Annotated in this window: 12 protein-coding genes; 6 read left to right on the forward strand and 6 right to left on the reverse strand. The window is 73.9% G+C overall.

The annotated features are described in order from the left end of the window. Positions 1-36 precede the first annotated feature (36 nt). From trmB to ACFYO5_RS27685, 3 genes are all read right to left on the reverse strand, one after another. A complete protein-coding gene (gene trmB, locus ACFYO5_RS27675; RefSeq protein WP_388713615.1) occupies positions 37-873 on the reverse strand; it encodes a tRNA (guanosine(46)-N7)-methyltransferase TrmB in 837 nt (278 codons plus the stop codon). A 743-nt stretch (positions 874-1,616) separates the two neighbouring features. After that, a complete protein-coding gene (lhgO, locus tag ACFYO5_RS27680; protein ID WP_388713618.1) occupies positions 1,617-2,855 on the reverse strand; it encodes an L-2-hydroxyglutarate oxidase in 1,239 nt (412 codons plus the stop codon). 52 nt (positions 2,856-2,907) lie between these two features. After that, the gene (locus tag ACFYO5_RS27685; protein WP_388713621.1) at positions 2,908-4,332 is read right to left on the reverse strand and encodes an MFS transporter; all 1,425 of its coding nucleotides are present in this window, start codon (positions 4,330-4,332) and stop codon (positions 2,908-2,910) included. 725 nt (positions 4,333-5,057) lie between these two features. On the opposite strand from ACFYO5_RS27685, the gene ACFYO5_RS27690 reads away from it, so the two are divergent. Then, on the forward strand, positions 5,058-7,205 hold the full coding sequence (locus ACFYO5_RS27690) for an asparagine synthase-related protein (RefSeq protein WP_388713624.1): 2,148 nt from the start codon (positions 5,058-5,060) through the stop codon (positions 7,203-7,205). 1,045 nt (positions 7,206-8,250) lie between these two features. Next, entirely contained in the window at positions 8,251-11,874 is a 3,624-nt protein-coding gene (locus tag ACFYO5_RS27695; RefSeq protein WP_388713627.1) for a BTAD domain-containing putative transcriptional regulator, read from the forward strand. On the opposite strand, the gene ACFYO5_RS27700 is transcribed toward ACFYO5_RS27695, so the two are convergent. Further along, positions 11,861-13,798, reverse strand: a complete 1,938-nt coding sequence (locus ACFYO5_RS27700) for a sigma-70 family RNA polymerase sigma factor (RefSeq protein WP_388713630.1) — start codon at positions 13,796-13,798, stop codon at positions 11,861-11,863. The genes ACFYO5_RS27695 and ACFYO5_RS27700 overlap by 14 nt on opposite strands. Positions 13,799-14,638: 840 nt before the next feature. Beyond that, positions 14,639-15,406, reverse strand: a complete 768-nt coding sequence (locus ACFYO5_RS27705; protein ID WP_356570098.1) for a helix-turn-helix domain-containing protein — start codon at positions 15,404-15,406, stop codon at positions 14,639-14,641. A gap of 402 nt (positions 15,407-15,808) precedes the next feature. Here ACFYO5_RS27705 and ACFYO5_RS27710 point away from each other — a divergent pair, with 402 nt between their 5' ends. The 3 genes from ACFYO5_RS27710 to ACFYO5_RS27720 all read left to right on the forward strand — a co-directional run bounded on the left by ACFYO5_RS27710 (position 15,809) and on the right by ACFYO5_RS27720 (position 19,975). Continuing rightward, positions 15,809-17,188: an NAD(P)/FAD-dependent oxidoreductase gene (locus ACFYO5_RS27710; RefSeq protein WP_356570097.1), complete on the forward strand. Its 1,380-nt coding sequence runs from the start codon at positions 15,809-15,811 to the stop codon at positions 17,186-17,188. 261 nt (positions 17,189-17,449) lie between these two features. Then, positions 17,450-19,105 carry a SpoIIE family protein phosphatase gene (locus ACFYO5_RS27715; RefSeq protein WP_388713634.1) on the forward strand — a complete coding sequence of 552 codons (1,656 nt, stop codon included), beginning with the start codon at positions 17,450-17,452 and terminating at the stop codon, positions 19,103-19,105. A 72-nt stretch (positions 19,106-19,177) separates the two neighbouring features. Next, positions 19,178-19,975: a class I SAM-dependent methyltransferase gene (locus ACFYO5_RS27720; protein WP_388713638.1), complete on the forward strand. Its 798-nt coding sequence runs from the start codon at positions 19,178-19,180 to the stop codon at positions 19,973-19,975. 77 nt (positions 19,976-20,052) lie between these two features. Here ACFYO5_RS27720 and ACFYO5_RS27725 read toward each other — a convergent pair whose 3' ends face one another. After that, positions 20,053-21,345: an MFS transporter gene (locus tag ACFYO5_RS27725; protein ID WP_388713641.1), complete on the reverse strand. Its 1,293-nt coding sequence runs from the start codon at positions 21,343-21,345 to the stop codon at positions 20,053-20,055. A gap of 123 nt (positions 21,346-21,468) precedes the next feature. Between ACFYO5_RS27725 and ACFYO5_RS27730 the strand changes: the two genes are divergently transcribed. Further along, positions 21,469-22,029: a MarR family winged helix-turn-helix transcriptional regulator gene (locus ACFYO5_RS27730; protein WP_388713644.1), complete on the forward strand. Its 561-nt coding sequence runs from the start codon at positions 21,469-21,471 to the stop codon at positions 22,027-22,029. The last annotated feature ends 370 nt before the right edge of the window (positions 22,030-22,399 follow it).

The raw sequence follows: 22,399 nt of genomic DNA on the forward strand, positions 1-22,399 counted from the left end.
GACGGAGAGGACGGCTGTGGTGGGGATTTCGGCTGGTCAGTGATCCCGGCGACCCTCGTGCCGTACGCGGCGGAAGAGCAGGTCGTTCACGACATGACCCTTGTCCAGTCCCTGCCCCTCGAAACGGGTCAGCGGCCGGAAGCCGGGGCGCGGCGAGAACCCGCCGTCCGCCTGGGTGTTGACGAAGTCGGGGTGCGCGGTGAGCACCTCGAGCATCTGTTCCGCGTACGGCTCCCAGTCGGTCGCGCAGTGCACGATCGCGCCCGTTCTCAGCCGCGTCGCGGCGAGGTCGAGGAACTCCGGCTGGAGGAGACGCCGCTTGTGGTGGCGCTTCTTGGGCCAGGGGTCGGGGAAGTAGACGCGCACGCCGTCGAGGGAGTCGGGCGGAAGCATCTCGCGGAGCAGGATGATCGCGTCCCCGTTGGCGACGCGGACGTTCGTCAGGCCGCCCCGGTCCGCGAGGTTGAGGAGGTTGCCCTGGCCGGGGGTGTGGACGTCGACGGCGAGGATGTTCGTCTCCGGGTCGGCGGCCGCCATCTGCGCGGTCGCCTCACCCATGCCGAAGCCGATCTCCAGGACGACCGGGTTGTCGTTGCCGAAGAGTTCGGCGAGGTCGACGCTGTGCCCGTCGATGTCCAGGCCCCACTTCGCCCACAGCCGCTGGAGGGCGTCGGCCTGCCCCGCGGTGACCCGGCTGCGCCGCGGCTGGAAGCTCCTGATCCGCCGCTCGAAGTGCGACCCGGCGGGATCGGCGCTCGGACCGTCGGGGAAGCGCGGCTCCCCCTTGGCACGGGTACGGCGGACGGACTCGCCGGGGTGATGATCACCGAGGGCGGGCCTGGGAGGTTCTGGGGCGCTCAACGAATCAGACACAGTGGGATCGATTTTACGGGCGACGAGGGGGGTGGGTCGGGCCGACGGGGGTGAGGGCGCGTCCGCCCCCCGTCGCACCGGACCCACGGCCACCTCGCGCGGCGTCCCGCCCCATCGGTGCGCGGTTGTGCCGGTGTCCGGCTGCGCGGTTGTGCCGGTGTCCGGCTGTCTGGCTGTCCGGCTGTTTCGATGTGCCGCTGTCCGGTGAGTGTCGGAAGGTCTGCACGCCGAAACCCTGCGGGTGGCGGGGCACGCCGGGGGCGGACCTGCTCGCGGGCGGCGGTGGGCGGGTGACCGGGGTGCGTAGGTGACCTGGTGACCGGGGCGGGCCGGACACCCATCGGGTTGCGGACACCCGTCTGCGCCGGGTTGTCGGAGTGTGGACGTCGGCCTGAGCCGGTCAACAGGCGGCCCCGCGTCGTGCTGCGGTTCGCGGACGGGCGGACGGACGTCCGTCTAGGTCGGGCCGCGGACACCCGTCCGTGCCGGGCTGTCGCAGTGCGCACGCCGGCCTGAGCCGGTCCGCAGGCGCCCGCCCGCGTCGTGCTGCGGGGCCGCGGACGGGCATCCGTCCACGTCGGCCGCGCGTGCCGCCTGCGCTGGGCCGCGGCTATGCGCCTGCTCGGGCCGCCGGTGCCCGCCTGCGGCGCCCCTGCGCTGGGCCGCGGGTATGCGCCTGCTCGGGCCGCCTACGGCCCGCCACGGGCATCGGCCCGCCACGCGCGCCGGGCCCCGGTGCCCGCCTACAGCGGCTCCAGCGCCTCCAGTGCCCTGCGGGCCACCTCCCGGCCGATCGGCAGGGACGCCGTCGCCGCGGGGGAGGGGGCGTTCAGTACGTGGATCGCGCGCGGGGACCGTCGTATGAGGAAGTCGTCCACCAGGGAGCCGTCCCGCCGGACGGCCTGCGCGCGGACGCCGGGGGTCGCGCGGACCAGGTCCTGCGCGTTGACCGCGGGCAGCAGACGGCGCACCTCCTCCACGAAGGCGCGCTTGGACACGGACCGGTGCAGTTCCCCCAGGCCGTGGCGCCAGTGCCGGCGGGCCAGGCGCCAGGCGCCCGGCCAGGCCGCCGTCGCCGCGGCCTCCCGCGGGCGTACGACTCCCCAGCCGTACCCCTCCCGGGCGAGGGCCGGGACCGCGTTGGGTCCGACGTGGACGCTGCCGTCCAGGCCGCGGGTGAGGTGCACGCCGAGGAAGGGGAAGGCCGGGTCGGGGACCGGGTAGACCAGGCCTCGCACCAGATCCTGGCGGGCCAGCTCGTAGTACTCGCCGCGGAAGGGGACGATGCGGACGTCGGGCTCGTCGCCGGTCAGGCGGGCGATCTCGTCGCACTGTAGCCCGGCGCAGTTCACCAGGACGCGGCCGCGGACGACGTCCCCGCGCGCGGTGCGGACGGCCACACCGCGGTCGGCGCGGCGGTCGATCCGGACGACCCGTGTGCCGTAGCGGATGTCCGCGCCGGAGGCCTCACCGAGCTGCCGGGCGACCGCGGTGAAGTCGCAGGTGCCGGTGGTGCCGACGTGGATCGCCGCCAGGCCGGTCACCTCCGGCTCGTACTCCGCGATCTGGGCGGGACCCAGCTCGCGGACCGCGATCCCGTTCTCCCGGCCGCGCTGGGCGAGGGCGTGCAGGCGGGGCAGCTCCGCCCGGTCCGTCGCGACGATCAGCTTGCCGGTGACGGCGTGCGGGATGCCGTACTCCGCGCAGAACTTGATCATCTCGGCGGAGCCCCGGACCGCGTAGCGCGCCTTGAGGGAGCCGGGGCGGTAGTAGACGCCGCTGTGGATGACGCCGCTGTTGCGGCCCGTCTGGTGACGGGCCGGGCCCGGTTCCTTCTCCAGCACCGTCACGCTCGTGCCCGGCGCGGCACGGCTGATCGCGTGCGCCGTCGACAGGCCGACGATCCCGCCTCCGATCACCAGCACGTCGCAGTCGTAGCCGATCGCCCGCACTGTCACCACCTCCCGGCTTCGATAGTGCACTGCGCCACTGACAATGCCTTCAAACCCGGGGGGCGCCACCGGAGCGGCCGGCTCAGGCCGGCGTCATCAGCAGCGGCCGGGCCCGTTCGCGCAGCTCGACCACGCGCGGCTCGTCGCCGTACGGCTCCAGGCGGTGCAGGAGGTCCTTGACGTACTCGGTGGTGCGGGCGGACGAGATACGGCCGGCCACCTCGACCGCCCGCACGCCCTGCGCGCAGGCCGCGTCCAGATTGCCCGACTCCAGCTCGGCGACCGCCGAGACGACGAGCCGCAGGCCGTGCGAGCGTACGAACTCCTCCGTCGGCTGCGAGAGCGCCTGCTCCGTGAAACGCCGCACCTGGCGTGGCGCCTTCAGGTCGCGGTAGCACTCGGCGGCGTCGGCGGCGAAACGGTCGTAGGAGTAGAAACCGAGCCAGGACGGGTCGTGGTCGCCGTCGCGGGCCCGCTCCAGCCAGCTCTCGGCGGCCTTCAGCGCCGCGCCGGCGGCCTGGGCGTCCCCCGCGCGCGCATGGGCGCGTGCCTCGACGAGGCGGAAGAAGCTCAGCGTGCGCGCCGTGGCCAGGCCCCGGTTGCGCTCCAGGGCGGCCTGGGCGAGGTCCACGCCCTCGTCGCCGAAGCCGCGGTAGGTCGCCTGGAGGGACATCGATGCCAGGACGTATCCCCCGAGGGGCACGTCGGCGGCCGCGCGCGCGAGGCGCAGCGCCTGGATGTAGTAGCGCTGGGCGGCCTCCTGCTGGCCGGTGTCGAAGGCCATCCAGCCCGCGAGGCGGGTCAGTTCGGCGGAAGCGCCGAACAGGGCGCGGCCGACCTCGTCGGAGTACGCGCCGAGCAGCAGCGGTGCCGCCTCCACCCGCAGGCACTCCGGCACCATGGACGAACGCCAGTCGCCCCCGCCGTACTTGGAGTCCCAGCGCCTGGCGTCCTCGGCGGCCTCCCGCAGTTTGCGCACGTCGCTGTGGCCGACCTTGAGCGGGGCGCCGGAGGCCTCGGCGGAGTTCACCTCGCGCGCCACCGAGCTGTCGGCCGGGGTTATGAGCCACCGTGAGGCGGGCGTCGCGTACGCGCTCACCGCGAACGAACCGGCCAGCGACTGCCAGATGCCCCCCGAGCCGGCCCGGCGCCCCGCCAGGTCGAGCCGGTACAGGTCGGTCGCCGAGCGCACGGCCTGACCGACGTCCCTGGGGAAGGCCAGGCCCACTTCGGGCGCGGGGTCCGCGTCCGCCAGTCCGATCTCGTGCAACGGCACGGGCCGGCCGAGCTTCTGGCCGATGGCGGCCGCGATGAGGTGCGGCGCGGCGCCCTGCGGCACCATGCCCTTCGACACCCAGCGCGCCACCGACGTCTTGTCGTAGCGAAGCGTCAACCCGCGTTGTGCGCCAAGATCGTTGACGCGACGCGCGAGTCCCGCGTTGCTGATTCCCGCGAGGGCGAGAACGGCGCCGAGTTTCTCGTTCGGCCCGCGTTGCTCCCTGGACATTGCGCCACCCCTCGACACAGACGGCTGCCGCGCTGGCATAACCATGCGGCATTCGTAAACCCAGCGTAGTTCGCCGCATCCCAAGCGTTAAGGGGCATTCTTCCGGTTGGCGGGATTGTGGTCCGTACGGAAGTACGGGTCCCCATACGCACGGTTGCGGCGTGCTCCCGACGTGTGGCCGTGCGCCCGTCCGTGCGCTCTACTCCGGCCACCGGGGGAGCGCTTCCATGGGCGGTGCGTGGGTCGGCCCGCTGTACTGGATCCAGTGGGCTGGGGGACACCGCCGCCACAATCCCCGCGGGCGGCGGAGCGGTCCGGGAGGCGTTCCGCGCCTCCCGGACCGACGCGCAGGGCCGAGGGCGCCGACTGTGACGGAGCGTGTGCGGGCGCGTCCCAAGGACAATGCGGCGCGCCGGATTTGGCTGAAAATCGCCCCTGCGTTCCGTCGGCGAATACGCCTCCCACCATGGAAATCCAGGGCACTCAGGGCGTTCTGGGGGAGCGTATCGGGGGCGCATTCGCGTCGCGTACGCGGGGGTGTACGCGGTGATCGCCGCCCCACGCGCGGGAGTTCACCCAGCCCTCCTGATCGGCACGGGGGCGCTCGCGCGGGCGCACTTCCCGGATCCCGAGCGACGTCACCTCCCTCTGCGGCGCGTTCTTCGTGGCAGCATGTGAACCGTTCGTACGGTGCAGCTGTTGTCCACAGCCTGGTGGAGGCGTCGATGCGGTGGTTGGTGGGATGGAGCAGCGCCGCCGCGGCCACGGGCCCCGGTACCTCCGGAGCGAGGGCCCACGGCGGCCCCGGCACGTACGCCGGCGAGGACGCCGGCCGGATCGGCCATGACGGCGAGACACTGCACCCGGTGGGGTCCCAACTCCTGTGGGGCGACCCCGATCCGCTGTGGGCGGTCGGCGACTGGCGGCCCGACGAGGTGCGGGTGGTGCGGGCCGACGCCCGGACCCGGATCGCCGTCCTCGGCACCTGCGGAGCGACCGACGAGCAACTGCGCGTGGGCCTGTTCGCCGCGCGCGGAGGCGCACTTCGGCATCTGACGGCCTGGCCCGGCAGCTACACCGCGATCGTCCAGGTCGACCGGCGCATCACCGTCTGCGGGGACCTCGCGGGCGCGCGCCCGGTGTTCCACACCCCCTGGGCGGGCGGCACGGCGTACGCGACGGCCGCCCTGCCGCTGGCCGACCTCGTCGAGGCCAACCTCGACTTCGGCCACCTCGCGGCCCTCCTCGCCGCCCCCGACGTACCGGCCGCGGTGCACGACTCCACCCCGTACGACGGCGTACGGCGCATTCCACCCGGGCACGCACTCATCCTGCGCGCCGGGGCGCGCGAGATCGCCGGATACGAGCAGGTCTCCTCGCTCGCCGTGGCGGCCGTCCCGGCCGACCCGGACAGCGCGATCGACGCCGTCCGCGACGCCCTCGTCGAGGCGGTGCGCACCCGCCTGTCCGCACCGCGGCACGTCCCCGACATCGACCCCGGACCCGTACCCGGCATGGGACCCGCGGCGCGGCGCGCCGCGCGCGGGATGCCGGCGCCGGGCATCGGAGCCGACCTGTCCGGCGGCCCCGCCTCCGGCACCCTCGCCCTCCTCGCCGCCGGCCTGCCCGGCATGCCGGGCACGCTCCTGGGCCACGGCACGGGCGCGGGCGAGCGCCTCCTGGCCGTCACCTTCAACGACCTGGCCGTGGGCGGACGCGAGGCGGAACTGGAACGGGCCGGGACCCTCGCCGCCAACCCCCGCCTGCACCACGTCGTCGTGACCGGCGCCGAGGAGACCCTGCCGTACGCCGACCTGGACGGCCCGCTCACCGACGAACCCGGCCCCAGCCTGGTGACCGCCGCCCGCCACCGCGCCCGCCTGGCCGCGGGCAGCGCCGACCACTTCACGGGCTACGGCGCCCGTCAGGTCCTCGACGCCCACCCGGCCCGCCTCGCGGACCTGCTGATGGACCGCAAACGGCGCCACCTGGTGCGCCCCGTCGCCGCCCTCACCAGGGCGGACGGCTCCGTCCTCGTCCCCGCGCGCGTGTACGGCGCCGCCCGCCGGCTGGCCCGTACGCCGTACCGGGCGGGAGTGGAGGGCCTCGCGGAACGGCTGATGCACCGCCGCTTCGACGACCCCGGAGGCGCGGTGGGCGCCTCCCTGGCCGCCCTCGCGTGGGGCGGGCCGGGCCCGGCGGCACGGTGGCTGACCGGCGAGGCACTGGCTGAAGTATCGGTTCGCCTCCAGAGCACGGCGCACCGCGCCGGAGGAGGCCCCGGCCAACGGCCCGGCGACTATCGCGCGCGTGCAGCCCTCGCCCGCCACGCATCCGACCTGCGCGTCCTGGAACAGGCTGCCGAGATCCGCTCCCAACGCCTGCACGCTCCCTTCCTCGACAACCAGGTCGTACGCGCCTGCCGCGCCCTCCCCGAGACGCTGCGCGTGCAACCGGGGGCGCGCGCCGCCATCCTGCGGACCGTCCTCAAGAGTTCCGGCGTGGCCGACCTCCCGGCCGGGTGGGGCGCCCCCACCCAGGCGACCACCACCGCCGCGGCACGCGCGGGCCTGCGCATGGCCGCGGATCCCCTCATCGCCCTCTTCGACGCGCCGCTGCTCGCCGACGCCGGCCTGATCGAAGCCCGCGTCGTCCGCAAGGCCCTCCGCGCGGCCGCCGCCGGCGAACCCCTCCCGCTCGACGGCCTCGCCGACCTCGTCTCCCTCGAACTCTGGCTCCGCCGCCTCCTCTCCCGCAGAGGAACCTGCTGGACAGGCACCCCGGCGCGCGCCCGAGCCGTCCCGGCGGGAATCGCCCCCCAGAGACGGGCGGTCTCCTCCGGCGGCGAGGGCGCGGACCTGGCCGCGCGCTGACCAGCACGACCCTGCGCCAGGGCGCTCGGCGGACGCGCGGCGTGCGCGTGACCTCAGCCGTTGGGCCGCGGCGGCGACCGGTGCCGGGCGGGGACGCGCGCCGTGCCGGGCGGGGCTGTCCGCCGTGCCGGGCGGGGATGCGCGCCGTGCCGGGCGGGGCTGTCCACCTTGCCGGGCGGGGATGCGCGCCGTGCCGGGCGGGGCTGTCCGCCGTGCCGGGCTGGTGTGCGGGTGGGCGGGCGGGGATGCGCGCCGTGCCGGGCTGGTGTGCGGGTGGGCGGGCGTGTGTCCTCGACCGTTTCGTCTGCGGTCACGTGATGGCGGGTGGGGGCGGATCGGGGGCGGATCGGGGGCGGATCGGGTGCGGGTGTGGGTGCCGGTGGTTGGATCCTGCGGCTCGTGAACGGCTTCACGGGGCTGCCGAGCTGCCAGCCGCCCGCCTGCCCCGACTCGGGGTCTGGCTGCGGCCAGAAGTCGCGGGTCGCGGGCATGCGTGCCGTCTGGGGCGGTACTGGTGGGCGACAGGGGTCCGCGCGCGAGCGAGGCGAGAGCGAGGGAGGTTCTCCCGCCGGTGCCGGACCCCGCGAGTCACACCCACTCGGCACCGACCCCGCTTCACACGGGCGGCGGTTCGGTGCACGCGTGCTGACACGGTTCTCCCTGCGCGGACGGCCTTTCGGTGCAGGCGTGCTGACGTGAGTCACCTTGTGCGGGCGGCCGTTCGTGCACGCATGCTGACGTGGTTCTCCTTGTGCGGTTGGCCGTTCGGTCCCCGGCCTGACGCGGGCCGCCTTGCGCGAACGGCCGTTCGATCCCCGGCCGGACGTGGGTCACGTTGCGCGGCCGGCTGTTCGGTCCCCGGTGCTGACGCGCGTCACTTCGCCCACGGTCCGTTCAGCCCGCCCGGGAACCCACCCCGTCGTCACTTGCACGGCCCGTCAGCCCAGCTCCCCAGCCCGACCTCCGGCACGTCCGGCCGACGGTCCGCCACGCCCCCGGCCGGAAACCCCGTGCCCCGTCCCACAACCCCGGCGACAATGGTCCGGTGCGGTACAGAATCCTGGGCGTCACCCAGACAGCGGACGACCACGGCACCGCCGTACCCCTCGGCCCCCGCCTCCGGGCCCTCCTCACCGCCCTCGCCCTGCGCCCGGGCCGCCCCACCACCCCGGAAACCCTCATCGACGAGGTCTGGGCGGACGCGCCGCCCCAGGACGCTCCCGCCGCCCTCCAGGCCCTCGTCGGCCGCCTCCGCCGGACCGTGGGCAGGGGCGCCGTCACGTCCGTCCCGGGCGGCTACCGCCTCGCGGCGACGGAGGACGACGTCGACCTGTTCGTCTTCGAACGCCTCGTACGGCAAGGAACCGAGGCCCTGCGCAAGGGCGCTCCCGCCACGGCCGTCCGCACCCTGGACGAGGCACTCGCCCTGTGGCGCGGCCCGGCCCTCGCCGACCTCCCCGACCACCCCGCGGCCGCCCGCCCGGAGGCCCTGCGCCTGGAGGCGTCCCGCACGCGCGCGGAGGCGGACCTGCTGCTCGGCCGCGCGGACGAGGCCGTACCCCGCCTGACGGAACTGACCACGGCGCACCCCTACGACGAACCGCTGCACGCGCTCCTCATCCGCGCCCTGCGCGACACGGGCCGCCAGGCCGACGCCCTCGCCGCGTACGAGACAGCCCGCCGCACCCTCGCCGACAACCTCGGCACCGACCCCGGCCCGGCCCTGCGCGCCCTGCACGGTGAACTGCTCGACGGCTCGGTGCCACCGGCCGAGGCGGACGCGTCCCTCGCCCCCCTCCGACTCCCCGAACGCACCGGCAACCTCCGTCCGCGGCTTACCTCTTTCGTGGGCCGGGAACCGGAGATCGCCGCCATCCGTTCCGAATTGCACAGGGCCCGCCTCGTCACCCTCACCGGACCGGGCGGCTCAGGAAAGACCCGTCTCGCCGAGGAAGCCGCCGCCGGGCTCCCGCAGGCGTGGCTGGTCGAGCTGGCGCCGCTCGACCGGCCGGAGGCGGTGCCCGGCGCGGTGGTCAGTGCCCTCGGTCTGCGCGAGACCGTGCTGATGACCACCGACCTGGCGACCCCGCAGGACGACCCGGTCGCCCTGCTCGTGGAGTACTGCGCTCCGCGCAGCCAGCTCCTGATCCTTGACAACTGCGAACATGTCATCGGTGCCGCCGCCGACCTCGCCGAGACCCTGCTCACCCGCTGCCCAGGGCTCACGATCCTCGCCACCAGCCGTGAACCCCTGGGCGTCCCCGGCGAGTCGGTCCGCCCCGTCGAGCCCCTCCTCCCCGACCAGGCGCACCGCCTCTTCACCGAGCGCGCGGCCACCGTCCGCCCCGACGCGGCCGTCGCTCCGCGGGACCAGGAAGCGGTGGCGGAGATCTGCCGACGGCTGGACGGCCTGCCTCTCGCCATCGAGCTGGCCGCCGCCCGGCTCCGGCTGCTCACCCCCCGCCAGATCGCGGACCGCCTCGACGACCGCTTCCGTCTCCTCACCTCCGGCAGCCGCACGGCTCTGCCCCGTCAGCAGACCCTGCGGGCCGTCGTCGACTGGTCCTGGGACCTGCTCGACGAGCCGGAGCGCACGGTGCTGCGCGAGCTGTCCGTCTTCGCGGGTGGCTGGGACCTGGAGGCGGCGGAGACCGTGTGCACCGGCCCCGTCGCCGACCTCGTCGGAGCGCTCGTCGACAAATCCCTGGTCGTCGCGACCCCGGGAGCGCGGGACGGCGGCGACGGCATGCGCTACCGCATGCTGGAGACCATCCACGAGTACGCCACCGAGCGCGCCGCGGCGACCCCCGAGATACGCGCGGCGGCCGAGCGACGGCACCGTGCCTGGGTGCGCGCCCTCGTCGAGCGGGCGGACCCCTTGCTGCGCTCCGCCGAGCAACTCCCCTGGATCTCCCGCCTGGAGACCGAACTGGACAACATCCGAGTGGGGATCCAGCGCGCCATCAGCGCGGGCGACGAGGAGGAGGCCGCCTCCCTCTGCCTCGCCGTGGGCTGGTTCTGGTGGCTGCGCAACTACCGCCACGAAGGCGCCGCCTGGACCGACCGCGCACTGCGGCTGGGCGCGGTCCTGGACGGACACCCCGTCCCACGCCCGGACCGTGCGACAGGGCCCGGCACCCCGAACACCTGCGGCACCACCATCCCCGGAGCCTGCGGCACCCCCTTCCCGGGCGTACCCGCGACGTCAGGCCTCAGCACGTCCCCCACCCCTGTAGGCGCCACCTCCTGTATCGACCCCACCGCCCCTGTCAGTCCGACCGCGTCCGCCGATCCACTCGCGCCCGCCGTCGATCCACTCGCGCCCGCCGGCGTGGCCGCGCCCGCAGGCCCTGCCGCGTCCGCCCTGCCCACCGATCCCGCCGACCTCGCGGCCCGTATGGCCGCCGTCGACCCCCTGGACGCCTTCCTCGACGATCCCGACGGCGAGAAGACCCACCCCCGGCACGCCCAGCGGATGAACCTCCGGATGCTGCACCTGTTCCTGCTGTCCGAGTCCGAGCCCAGGGGCGTGGCGGTGGACCCCCGCCAGGACGCGTACCTGCGACGGCTGCGCGGCAGATACGGACCGGGTGGGCCGGAGGCGGCCCGGATGCCCGGTCTGATCTGGCCGCTGACGGCGTTCCAACTGCGGGACGCGGAGGACCTGCGCGAGATTCTGGAAGCGGCCGTGGCCAACTGCCGCGCCTACGGCGGGGAATGGGAACTGGGCTGCGTCCTGATGTTCCGTACGCACGCGGTCGTCGACTCCCCAGGCGGGCTGCTGGGCGTGGACGACGACCTGGCCGAGCTGCGGGTGCTCAGCCGACGCGTCGGCGACCGGTGGATGCGGGCCCAGGTGTGCAGCGCGGCCGGTGAGGCGGCGATGGCCCGCGGCCGGTTCGCGGATGCCGAGCGGGAGTACCGCGAGGCGCTGCGGCTCGCCTACGAGGTCGGCGCCTACGCGGAGTCGCCGTTCCTGATCGCCCGCCTGGCGGAGATCGCCTACCGTTCGGGCGACCGGGCCGCCGCCCTGGCAGCGCTCGACGAGGCGAACACCGCGGCCGAGCGGTACGGCGTGGCCGACGCTCGGGCGTTCGTGCTCCTGCTGCGGGCCCAGGTCGCCGTGGACGAGGGCGACACCGCCCGCGCGCGGGAGCTGTGCGACGCGGCCCAGGTGGCCACGGCCGAGGGCACACCGCCACCCCAGTTCGTCGCGGCGGTGGGCATGCTCGAGGCGGAGGTCACCGCCAGTGAGTCAGGTCCGGAACCCGCCCTGGCGCTGCTCGCCGACACCCTGCGCCGAGCCCTGGCCGACCACTGCGCCGAGGCCGTCACCTCGGCGATCGTCGACGGCGCGGCGGTCCTGCTGGCCCGGTTGGGGGACTTCCCGCGCGTGACGCGACTGCTGGCGGCCGCAGACACCCTGTACGGCTCCCATCCGCGGCCCTCCCCGCAGCGCGCACGGGCCGAGCGGGCCGAGGCGGCCGCCCGCGAGGCCCTGGGCGCCGCACGCCAGGAGGCCGAGCGCGCCCGGGGCGCCGCCCTGACGGTGACCGGTGCCCTGCGCGAACTCACCGAGGCCGTGCACGCCCACCCGGCCCCGGCCCCAGCACCGGCCCCGGCCCCGGTGTCGAGCACTTCGCGCTCCTCGACCGCTACGAACAGGTGAACCTCGACTCGGCCCAGTCCGCCAACGCCACCGTGTCGAGGTGGTTGTGGGGCTCCACCACCAGCGTGACGGTGTCCCGGCCGGCGAGGTTCACATGGACGGGCACGGCCGGCTCGCCGCCCCTGACCGTCCCGGACGACCAGAGCCGGACCCCGTCGGCGTGGACGGAGAAGACGACCTTGCCGAGTTTCGACGTCAGGTCGTCGACGCCCGCCACGGCGTCGTAGGCCGTGCAGGTCCGGTTGAGGTCGATGGTGACGGAGGAGTCGCCGTGCACGGTCGCTCCGCGCGCGTACTCCCGGTCGGCGACGGACAGGCCGTACCGCTGCCACACCCAACTGCTCTCGCCGAGGCGGATCTCCGGCCCGGTGCCGTCGCCGTTGATGTCGAAGGACAGCTCACTCAGCTCGTAGACCGCCGGGGCGGGCGGGGGAGTGGGCGCGGGAGGGGGCGTCGGAGGCGGGATCGGCCTGGGCGTGGGCGTCGGCGTGAGCGTGGGAATCGGGGTGGGCATCGGTGTGGGGGCCGGCTTCGCGGTGGTGGGGAGCAGCGGCTCAGGGGTGGACGCCGCCACCGGGACGACCGCCGGGGGCAGCGGATCGGGGTCCTGCGGCGTGGGAGTGGGCGCGGGGGCCGGCTCCTCCGGCAGGTCGACCCGCGCGGAGGCCGAGGGCTTGGCCACGGGCTGGCCGGCAGGGCTGTCGTCGCCGACCAGGGCAAGGGCCACCACGGCGGCCGCCACCGCGACGACACCGGCCGCGACACCGGCCTTCACCGGCGCGCCCAGGCCCTCCGAGGCGGCCGCGCCACCGGTGCTCGACCCACCCGTACCGCCACCGGCCGCCGCGGCCGCGCCCGCGGCGCCCGCCGCCCCGGTTCCGGCCCCACCGGCGATGAGCGCGGCGGCCTTGGCGTACCCGGCGGCACCGAACCAGCCGATGACCGCGATCGGCACGACGGCGGGAATGCCGCCGGCGACCTCCTCGATCTGGAGGGCGGCCAGCCGACACTTGGCGCACTCCTCCAGATGCTTGCGCAGGCCCCGCTCGGCGCGGGTGCGCAGCCGGCGGCGGGCGTAGGTGCCGAGCTGGTCGGCGTAGCGGGAGCACTCCTCGTCGCTGGTCAGGGTCGCGCTGACGTGTGCCTGGAGGTAGGCCTGCTTGAGGCCCTCGCGGGCGCGGCTGGCGAGCACGCGGGTGCCGTTGGCGTCGAGGCCGAACAGCGTGGCGACCTCGCTCGGCGACTCGTCCTCGACCTCGGTGTGCCACAGCACGGCCTGCCAGCGCTCCGGCAGCGAGCGGAAGGCCCGCATGGCCATGGACTGCTCTGCCTCGTGCAGGGCACGTACGTCGGCGCCGAGGTCGAGGGTGTCGCCGTCGGACACCTCGGAGGAGCGGTACGTGTGCGCGGCGAACACCGCGAAGTCGTCGACCAGTTGCTCCCGCTTCGCGGACCGCGTCCAGCCCGCGGCGACCCGGCGTACGGAGGTGAGCAGATAGGCCCGTACGGCGTGCTCGGGGCCGGAGCCGTGGCGTACCGCCTGGAGCATGCGGGCGAAGACCTCTGCCGTGAGGTCGTCGGCGGTGTGGGCGTCCCGGCAACAGGTGCGCGCGTACCGGCGGACGGCGTCGGCGTGGCGCCGGTACAGCTCCTCGTACGCCGTGTCGTCCCCGGAGCGCATCCGGCCGATCAGGTCGGTATCGGCAGGGGGCATCTCCCGCAGCGGCGGCAGGACGCTGTCGCCGCGCCACTCGCGCTGCGCGGGGACGTTGCCCTGGACGGGGACGCCGCCCTCGAACGGGGCGGACTCGCCGCCGCGGGGGAGGCCCGCGCGACCGCCCTGGCTGGGCACCTGCGGTGAGACGCGGCCACCGGCCTCCGCGTCACCGTCGCCCGGTGACTCGCCCCTGCCGTCAACGCTCATCGCGGAAAGCCCCCGCCGCCTGCCGAACCAGTCCCGCCCACCGGGTCAGAGTGCCATATCGGCTTTTGTTCAGAACCCCGTCGGAGGTGCCGTCCCCTCATCCGAGGGGGCCTGCTCCCGCCCGGCACTGATATTCACTCGGACGGGGAAGATTCACCTGTCCGGCCACGGGCCCTGGTTGACGTCTGACGCCGAAATGCACGGAAAGTCCCCACCGTTGACGGCGGGGAAGCTCCGGCCCGCCCAAGGAACGCCCACCTCACCATTTCGAGTAACCACCCCCAGCCTGCTGACGGCCTCCCGGCCCGGCCCGCCCGACCGGGTTCGGTTCGGCCCGACGCGGCCTGCCGCCGGACCGAAGTGCTCAGCACCGAAGTGCTCAGCACCGAACTGCGCGGCCAGTCCGACCATCGCCTCGGTGTCCGCCCGTCCTCACATGGCTGGGGCCCGCCCGGCGAACCGAGCGAGCCCTCAGCACGGAACCGGCCGACGACCGCCCTCGCGAACCGGCACCGGCCGACCCGCGGAACCGCCCGACCCGGTCAGTCCAGTCCGCCAGGTCCAGCCCGACCGGAGCCGACGCGTCCGGATCGAGGCCGACGCGTCCGGACCGGACCCCGTGCAGTCCGGCTGCACCGGACCCGGACCCGACCTCGATGCGGCCCGGCCCGGCCCGGCCGAACCCGGTCCACCGGACCGGACCCGGCCCGGCCCGAACACACACGTGGGGCCACGATCCCGCCCCGCCTGATCACGCTCCCGCTTGGGGCCACGATCCCGCCCCGCCTGATCACGCTCCCGCCCGAGGCCACGAACCCGCCCCGGCACCTACCGCCCCGGCTAAGAAGCCGGCCGGGACCGCAAGCCCTCCAGCAGGATGTCCAGCAGGCGGGACGAAGCCGCCGCCTGATGGGCCGGGTCCGGCAGGGAGGGCGCCGCGGTGGCGATGACCAGCAGGACGTCCGAGACCGAGACGTCCGGCCGCAACTCGCCCGCCGCCCGAGCCCGGTCCACGAGCTGACCCACGACTTCGAGCAGGGCCGCCGCCCCGGTGTCGTCCACGACGGCCTGCACGTCCTCGTCGGCGAGCAGTCGCAGTTCGTTGCCGCCGGACTGGCTCCGCTGCTGCGGAACACGTGCCTGCTCGACGGCGGGACCTTCCGTACCGTCCTCGGCGACGCCGACCCGCAGCACCTGCGGCGGCAGCAGCCGCCCGGCGCCGGAGGCCACCGACGTGCGCAGGAAGCGCGACAGCGCCGACCACGGCTCGTCCTCCTGGCCCAGCGCCGTCCGTGCCTGGTCGGTCAGCCGGGAGGTCTCCTCCTCGGCTATCCGCCGCACCAGGACGTCCTTGCTAGGGAAGCGCCGGTAGACCGTACCGACACCTACCCGGGCGCGCCGCGCCACGTCCTCCATCGGCGCGCCGTACCCCAGCTCGCCGAAGACCTCGCGCGCCGCACGCAGTACGTGCTCCAGATTGCGCTGTGCGTCCACGCGCAGCGGCGTGGTCCGCGAGGTGTTCCCGCGTCCGTTGCCCGCCGCCGCGCCTACGATGCCGCCCGGTCCGAGTGTGGACGCGGACGACCAATGCATGTCCTGAATATGCATGAATGTTCCCCCGGTAATGACGTCTCCCCCCGGAGACTCTCCCCGCCGTAGAAAGCGCGGGACGCATGGAACAGGGGACAACAGAACCGGACCCGCGGTGAGGCCCTGGGACAGCGGCACCTCGCGGATCCGACGAGTGCTTCCCCCTGCACCCCGTCGACACACGAACATAGTTGAGTGGGAGTCAATTCAGAAGGGGCAGGTTCCGCACGGGGCGCCCCCCGATCGGCGTACGGGCAGCATACGTCCCGATAATGCCCCGTGCCGTATCCCGTCGCACCCTCGCTGACCTGCGTATTTGCCGTCCGCGACGGCGTTCGGGCCGTCCCGCCTCCCGCCCGGTCCGCGGTCACACAAATTGTCGGGGCTGTGGACAAACTCCGGCGCCGGGTGCGTCATGGGATGGTGAAGGAACGTGCGCGCATTCTCGTTGTCGGTGGTGGCTACGTCGGGATGTACACGGCCCTGCGGTTGCAGCGGCAGCTGAAACAGGAACTCGGCCGGGGCGAGGCCGAGATCACGGTCGTCACTCCCGACCCGTACATGACGTACCAGCCGTTCCTGCCCGAGGCGGCCGCGGGCGCCGTCTCCCCCCGGCACGTCGTCGTCCCGCTGCGCCGCGTCCTGCCGCACTGCCGGGTCGTCGTCGGCGAGGTCACCGCCATCGACCACGCCCGGCGCACCGCCACCCTGACCACCCTCGCCACCGACGAGGAGGGCACCGGCCCACGGCGGCTGACCTACGACGAACTGGTCCTCGCGCCCGGCTCGGTCTCCCGCACCCTGCCCATCCCGGGCCTCGCCGACTACGCCATCGGCTTCAAGACCGTGGAAGAGGCCATCGGCCTGCGCAACCACGTCATCGAACAGATGGACATCGCCTCCTCCACCCGCGACCCCGCGATCCGCGACGCGGCCCTCACCTTCGTCTTCGTCGGCGGCGGCTTCGCCGGCGTGGAGGCGCTCGGCGAGCTGGAGGACATGGCCCGCTACACCACGCGCTACTACCACAACGTCACCCCCGAGGACCTCAAGTGGATCCTCGTCGAGGCCTCCGACCGGATCCTCCCGGAGGTCGGCGAGGACATGGGCCGCTACACCGTCAGCGAGCTGCGCCGCCGCAACATCGACGTCCGCCTCGGCACCCGCCTGGAGTCGTGCGCGGACCGGGTCGCCGTACTCAGCGACGGCGCCCGCTTCCCGACCCGTACGGTCGTGTGGACCGCAGGCGTCAAACCCCACCCCGTACTCGCCGCCAGCGACCTGCCCCTCACCGAGCGCGGCCGCCTCAGGTGCACCCCCGAGCTGACCATCGAGGGCGTCACGCACGCGTGGGCGGCCGGAGACGCCGCCGCGGTCCCCGACGTCACCGCCGACCGGCCCGGCACGGACACCGCCCCGAACGCCCAGCACGCCGTACGGCAGGCCAAACTCCTCGGCGACAACATCGTGCGCTCCCTGCGCGGCGAGCCCCTGAAGGCGTACGAGCACAAGTACGTCGGCTCGGTCGCCTCCCTCGGGCTGCACAAGGGCGTGGCGCACGTCTACGGGCGCAAGCTGAAGGGCTATCCGGCCTGGTTCATGCACCGCGCCTACCACCTCAGCCGCGTCCCCACCTTCAACCGCAAGGCGCGCGTCCTCGCGGAATGGACGCTGTCGGGCCTCTTCAAACGGGAGATCGTCTCGCTGGGATCCCTCGAACATCCCCGCGCGGAGTTCGAACTCGCTGCCGGTGGAAAGCCTTCTGACGAGTCCTCCGGCGACCCGAAGGGGTCGTCCTGACGCGAGTCAGGAACTCCACCGACCGCCCCCACGTCTGACGAATGCCGGCCTTGACGGCGGCCGCACTGCCAGACTGCTCCCTGCTCATCGCCCCTCCCGAGCCCCCGGCGGGCCCCCACCCGCCCCCGCCGAACCCACGAGGCTGTTCCCCCGTGCTCCACCCCCCGGGTGCTGCAACAATGTGCGGCCACCGCCGCGCGGCCCCCGGAGACCAGGCCGGGCCCGGAGCCGGCCGTCGACGACTACACGAGGCAAGGATTCGTGAACTTCACGCGCTGGAGCGCCCGGCTCCCCGGAACGCAGCGCCGCGCCGCCGCGCGAGCCGACCACCCGGTCACCGCCACGGACCGGCGGAGCGAGGGCTCCGTACCCGCCGCGCGCGCCGAGCGACCCACCGACGACGACCCGCCCCCGATGCCCGCGGTCGACGAACTCCCGGCCCGTGAGGTCCTCGACCGCGTCCCGGCCCTCGTGGCCCTCGTGCACGGCCCCGACCACCGCCTCGCCTACGTCAACGACGCCTACAAGGCCGCCTTCGGCGCACGGCCCATCGGCCTACCGGCCGCCGAGGCCCTCCCCGAGCTGCGCGAACTGGGCCTGATGCCGCTCCTCGAACAGGCCCAGCGCAGCGGCAAGCCCCGCACCCTGAAGTCCCGCAAGGCACCCGACGGCCACTCCTACACGTTCACCTGCACCCCGGTCCCGGAGAACCACGGCGAGGGCGCGGTCCTGGTGTTCGCCACCGACGTCACCGACCACGCGGAAGCCGCCGAACGCCTGAGAGCCAGCGAGCGCCGCCAGCGGGAGACCGCCGTCACCCTCCAGCGCTCCCTGCTCCCCCAGGAGCTTGAGGAACCCGACGACCTGCGCATCGCCGCCACCTACCACCCCGGCGGCACCGAGGCGGCCGTCGGCGGCGACTGGTACGACGTCATCACCCTCGGCGGTGGCCGCACCGCCCTCGTCATCGGCGACGTCATGGGCCGCGGCGTCCGCGCGGCGGCCGTCATGGGCCAGCTCCGCACCGCGGTCCGCGCCTACGCCCGCCTCGACCTCCCGCCGCACGAGATCCTCCAGCTCCTCGACGGTCTCGCCATGGAGATCGACGCCAACCAGATCGCCACCTGCGTGTACGCCATCCACGACCCCAACGAGGGACGGCTGGTGTACGCCTCCGCCGGCCACCTGCCGATCCTGGTCCGCGACGAGAGCGGCACCGTCCTGCGCGCCGACGAACCCACCGGTCCCCCGCTCGGCACCGGCGGCTGGATGCACGCCTCCGGCTCGATCCCCCTCGGCCCCGGCGCCACCGCCGTCCTCTACACCGACGGCCTGGTCGAACGGCGCAACGAGGACCTCGACGAGGGCATCGCCGCCCTGGAGCGCGCCCTGGCCGGAGCCACCGGCACCCCCCAGGTGGTCTGCGACCGCCTGGTCCGTTCGGCGGGCGTCACCGCCGACCACGACGACGACGTGGCCGTCCTGGTCCTCCAGCACCCCGCCCGCACCGGTCCCGACGGCGAGCTGTTCCGCAACGCCGCGCTCGAACTGCTCGGCGGCGTCGAGGCGGCCCCACGCGCGCGTGCCTTCGCCTCCGGCGTCCTCACCAGCTGGCGCTTCCCCACCGAGCTGCACGACCTGGGTGTCCTCGCCGCCAGCGAACTCGTCGCCAACTCCCTCCAGCACGGCATCCCGCCCATGCGCCTGCGCCTGCGGCGCACCGACCGCCGCCTGATCATCGAGGTCACCGACGGCGACGACCATCTGCCGCGGCGCCGCCGCGCGGAGCCCGCCGACGAGTCCGGCCGGGGCATCGCCATCGTCGCCACGATCGCCTCCAGCTGGGGCAGCAGACGCACCCCGGGCGGCGGAAAGGCTGTCTGGTGCGAGTTCCTCCTGCCCAGGTCCGCCGACTGAAAGCAGCCCGAACACCCATTCCCTGACGCGCGCCACCTAGGCGAACACGCCGCCCGGTGCTAGTAGCTCCCCATGGCAGACGCAACGGGCTTTCACCTCAAGGGAAGCGCCCCCGAGCGCTACGAACACTACGTCGCGCCCCTCATGGCGCCCTTCGTGACCGCACTCGTGGACGCCGGGGACCTCTACCCCGGCGCCACCGTCCTCGACCTCGCGTGCGGCACCGGCTTCGCGGCCCGCGCCGCCGCGGCACAGGTCGGCCCCACCGGCCGTGTCGCCGGCACCGACATCGACGAGGCCAGGCTCGAGGTCGCCGTGGACCGACACCCGCGCCTCTATCCGGACATCGAGTTCACCGCCGCCCCCGCCGACGACCTCCCCTACCCGGACGCGACCTTCGACGTCGTCCTCTGCCAGCAGGGCGCCCAGTTCTTCCCCGACCTCGACGCGGCCCTGCGGGAGGCGGCCCGCGTCCTGCGCCCCGGCGGCCGCTTCGCCGCCACCGTCTGGTCGGACCTCGAAGCGTCCCCCTACTTCGCCGCCCAGCACCGGGCGGTGCGGCGCTACTGCGGCCCGGACACGGCAGCGGACTTCCAGGAAGCCTTCCACGCCGCCGACCGCCTCGCCACGGCCATGGACGGCGCGGGCCTCCGCCGGCCGACCCGGCACGACCTCACCTTCACCATCACCCTGCCCCCACTCCAGGACTACGTCCCCGGCCACCTCTCCGCGATCCCCTGGGGGCGGACGCTCACCGAGACCGGGGGCGAGGAGGCCCTCACCCGAGCCGCCGACACCGTCCGCGCCGCCCTCCCCGCCGACACCACGGCCTTCCCCTTCACCGCGACCCTGGTGACGGCCCACCGCTGACGCCCCACCCGCCGACGGCACGAAAGAGGCGGCCGTCGCCTCCCGACGACGGCCGCCTCCAGCCGAACCTCACGACCTCACGCCTCCGCGGCCACCGGCTCCACAGCGGCCCCGCCCCGGGCCACCACCCGCTTGCGCGCCACCCACGGCTGATCCTGCACGACGGTGAGCTGCCGTCCCAGCCGCAGCGCGAGCACCGTGATCCCCAACGAGAACACCAGGAACGTCACGACGTACGGCGCGTGCAGCGAAGCCCCCATCGGTCCGCCGACGGCCGGCCCGACCGCCAACGCCAGCTGCTTGACCAGTGCGAACGCCGAGTTGTACTGCCCGGCGAGCCCGGCCGGCGCAAGATCGGCCACCAGCGGCGCGACCGTCGGCGACAGCATCGCCTCGCCCAGCCCGAACAGGGCGTACGTCGACACGAAGGCCGCCGTCGCCATCTCCTGGCTGCCGTTCCCGAGCCCCGCGTATCCGGCCACCGCCCACGCCACGGCCCAGATCAACCCCACGGCCGCGATCACCCGCGACCGCTTCTGCCGCTCGACGAACCTCAGCACCGCGAACTGCGCGACGACGATCACGGCGGTGTTGGCGGCGAGAGCGGTCCCGAGGGCGGACGTCGAGATGCCCGCGGCCTCCACGCCGTACGCACTGAGCCCCGACTCGAACTGTCCGTAGCAGGCGAAGAACAGCACGAAACCCAGCACGGACAGCTGGACCATGGCCCGGTTGCCGAGCAACTGCCTCCAGCCGCCCTTGGCCGCCCCTCGCGGAGCGTCCTCCACCCGCGGTGAGTGCGGCATCCGCACGCCCGCCAGGACCGCGACCAGCAGCAGGAACATCGCCGCCTCGATCGCGAACAGCAGCGTGAACGACGACACGCGTGTGGTGTCGACGAGGTGCCCGCCGATGAGCCCGCCGACCCCGAGCCCCAGATTCTGGAGGAAGAACTGCGTCGCGAAGGCCCGTGACCGCGTCTCCGAGGTGGAGCAGTCCACGATCATCGTGGCGAGCGCCGGCTGCATCACGGCCTGCCCGGCCCCCAGCGCGGCGGCCGCGGCCAGTACGGCGCCGGCATCGCCGGCGAGCCCCAGGCTCAGCGCGCCGAGCGCGGCGGTGATCAGGGCGGCGATCAGCACCGGCAACGGGCCGCGCCGCACGATCGCCCGACCGGCGAACGGCAGCACGATCAGCGCGGCGACGGCGAACACGGCGAGGACGAGCCCCGCCGTCATGGCACCGAGCCCCCGCACCTGCGCCACATAGACGTACAGGTAGGGGACGGTGAAGCCGAGCCCGAACGCGCTGAGTGCGTTGCCCACGTGGATCCGGCGCATCGCTGCGCCCATGGCCCTGGTCACGTTCACCTCTCTCAGAAAGCTGATGAGTCTCAGGTCTTACAACCAAAGACTTCGAAGGTAAATTTCGAAGCTAAACAGTACACCCCGAAGGACTTCAACACCAACGAGCCGCGTGCGATACTGACGCCCATGGGTGACACCCCCGGCAGTACGGGCATCGGCGGCGAGCCGACCCTCGAAGAGCAGATCGCCGCCTACCAGCGCGAGTTCCAGGACCTCGACCCTCAGGTCGAGCAGATCGTCTCGGCGCTCTCCCGCCTGAACCGCCGCATGAACGTCGCCTACGGCCGCCAGACAGCGGCGCTCGGCATCAGCAACGCCGACTGGGAGGTCCTCAAGGCCCTCGTCCTCTCCGGCGCCCCCTACCGCATGGGCCCCAGCGACCTGGCCAAGCGCCTGGGTCTGACGCCGGCCGCGATGACCCACCGGATCGACCGCATGGTGGCGGAAGGTCTGGCGACCCGGAAGCGGGACGAGAGCAACCGGGTCCGGGTGATCGTGGAGCTGACGACCGAGGGCAGGGAGAAGTGGCTCGAGGCGATGCGCCTGGCGACGGTCTTCGAGGAGGAGCTGCTCCAGGACCTCTCCGCCGACGACCGCACGGCCCTCGGCGACGTCCTCACCAGGCTGCTCCGCAGGGTCGAGCACGCTCAGCCGGACGCCGGCGGACGACTCACGGACCTGGACTAAAAGATCTTGACAGGGGCTACTTGACAGCCCCCTCCAGCATCCGTAAGGTTCTTCGGGTTGCCGGGGAGCCGTAACGGTTCTTCGACTCCACCTCCGCCGCAGTAGCGGCACACAAACCACAGCATGATCTCCCAGCGGGGTTGTATTTCGGCGCGCCCGAATTCAATTCGATTGGGGCTCGGCGGCTCGATTAGCGCTCGCCGGGGCGGATCGGCTAGGGTTTGAGACGTCGGAACGGCCCTACGGCCGGGAAGGCAAACCCCCTCTGACGGGGAATCAGCGCCGAAAGGATCTGATAGAGTCGGAACCGCCGGAAAGGAAACCGCGAAACAAAAGCGGGAACCTGGAAAGCACCGAGGAAATCGGAACC

The sequence above is a fragment of the Streptomyces sp. NPDC006259 genome, assembly GCF_042870975.1.
GTDB lineage: Bacteria > Actinomycetota > Actinomycetes > Streptomycetales > Streptomycetaceae > Streptomyces.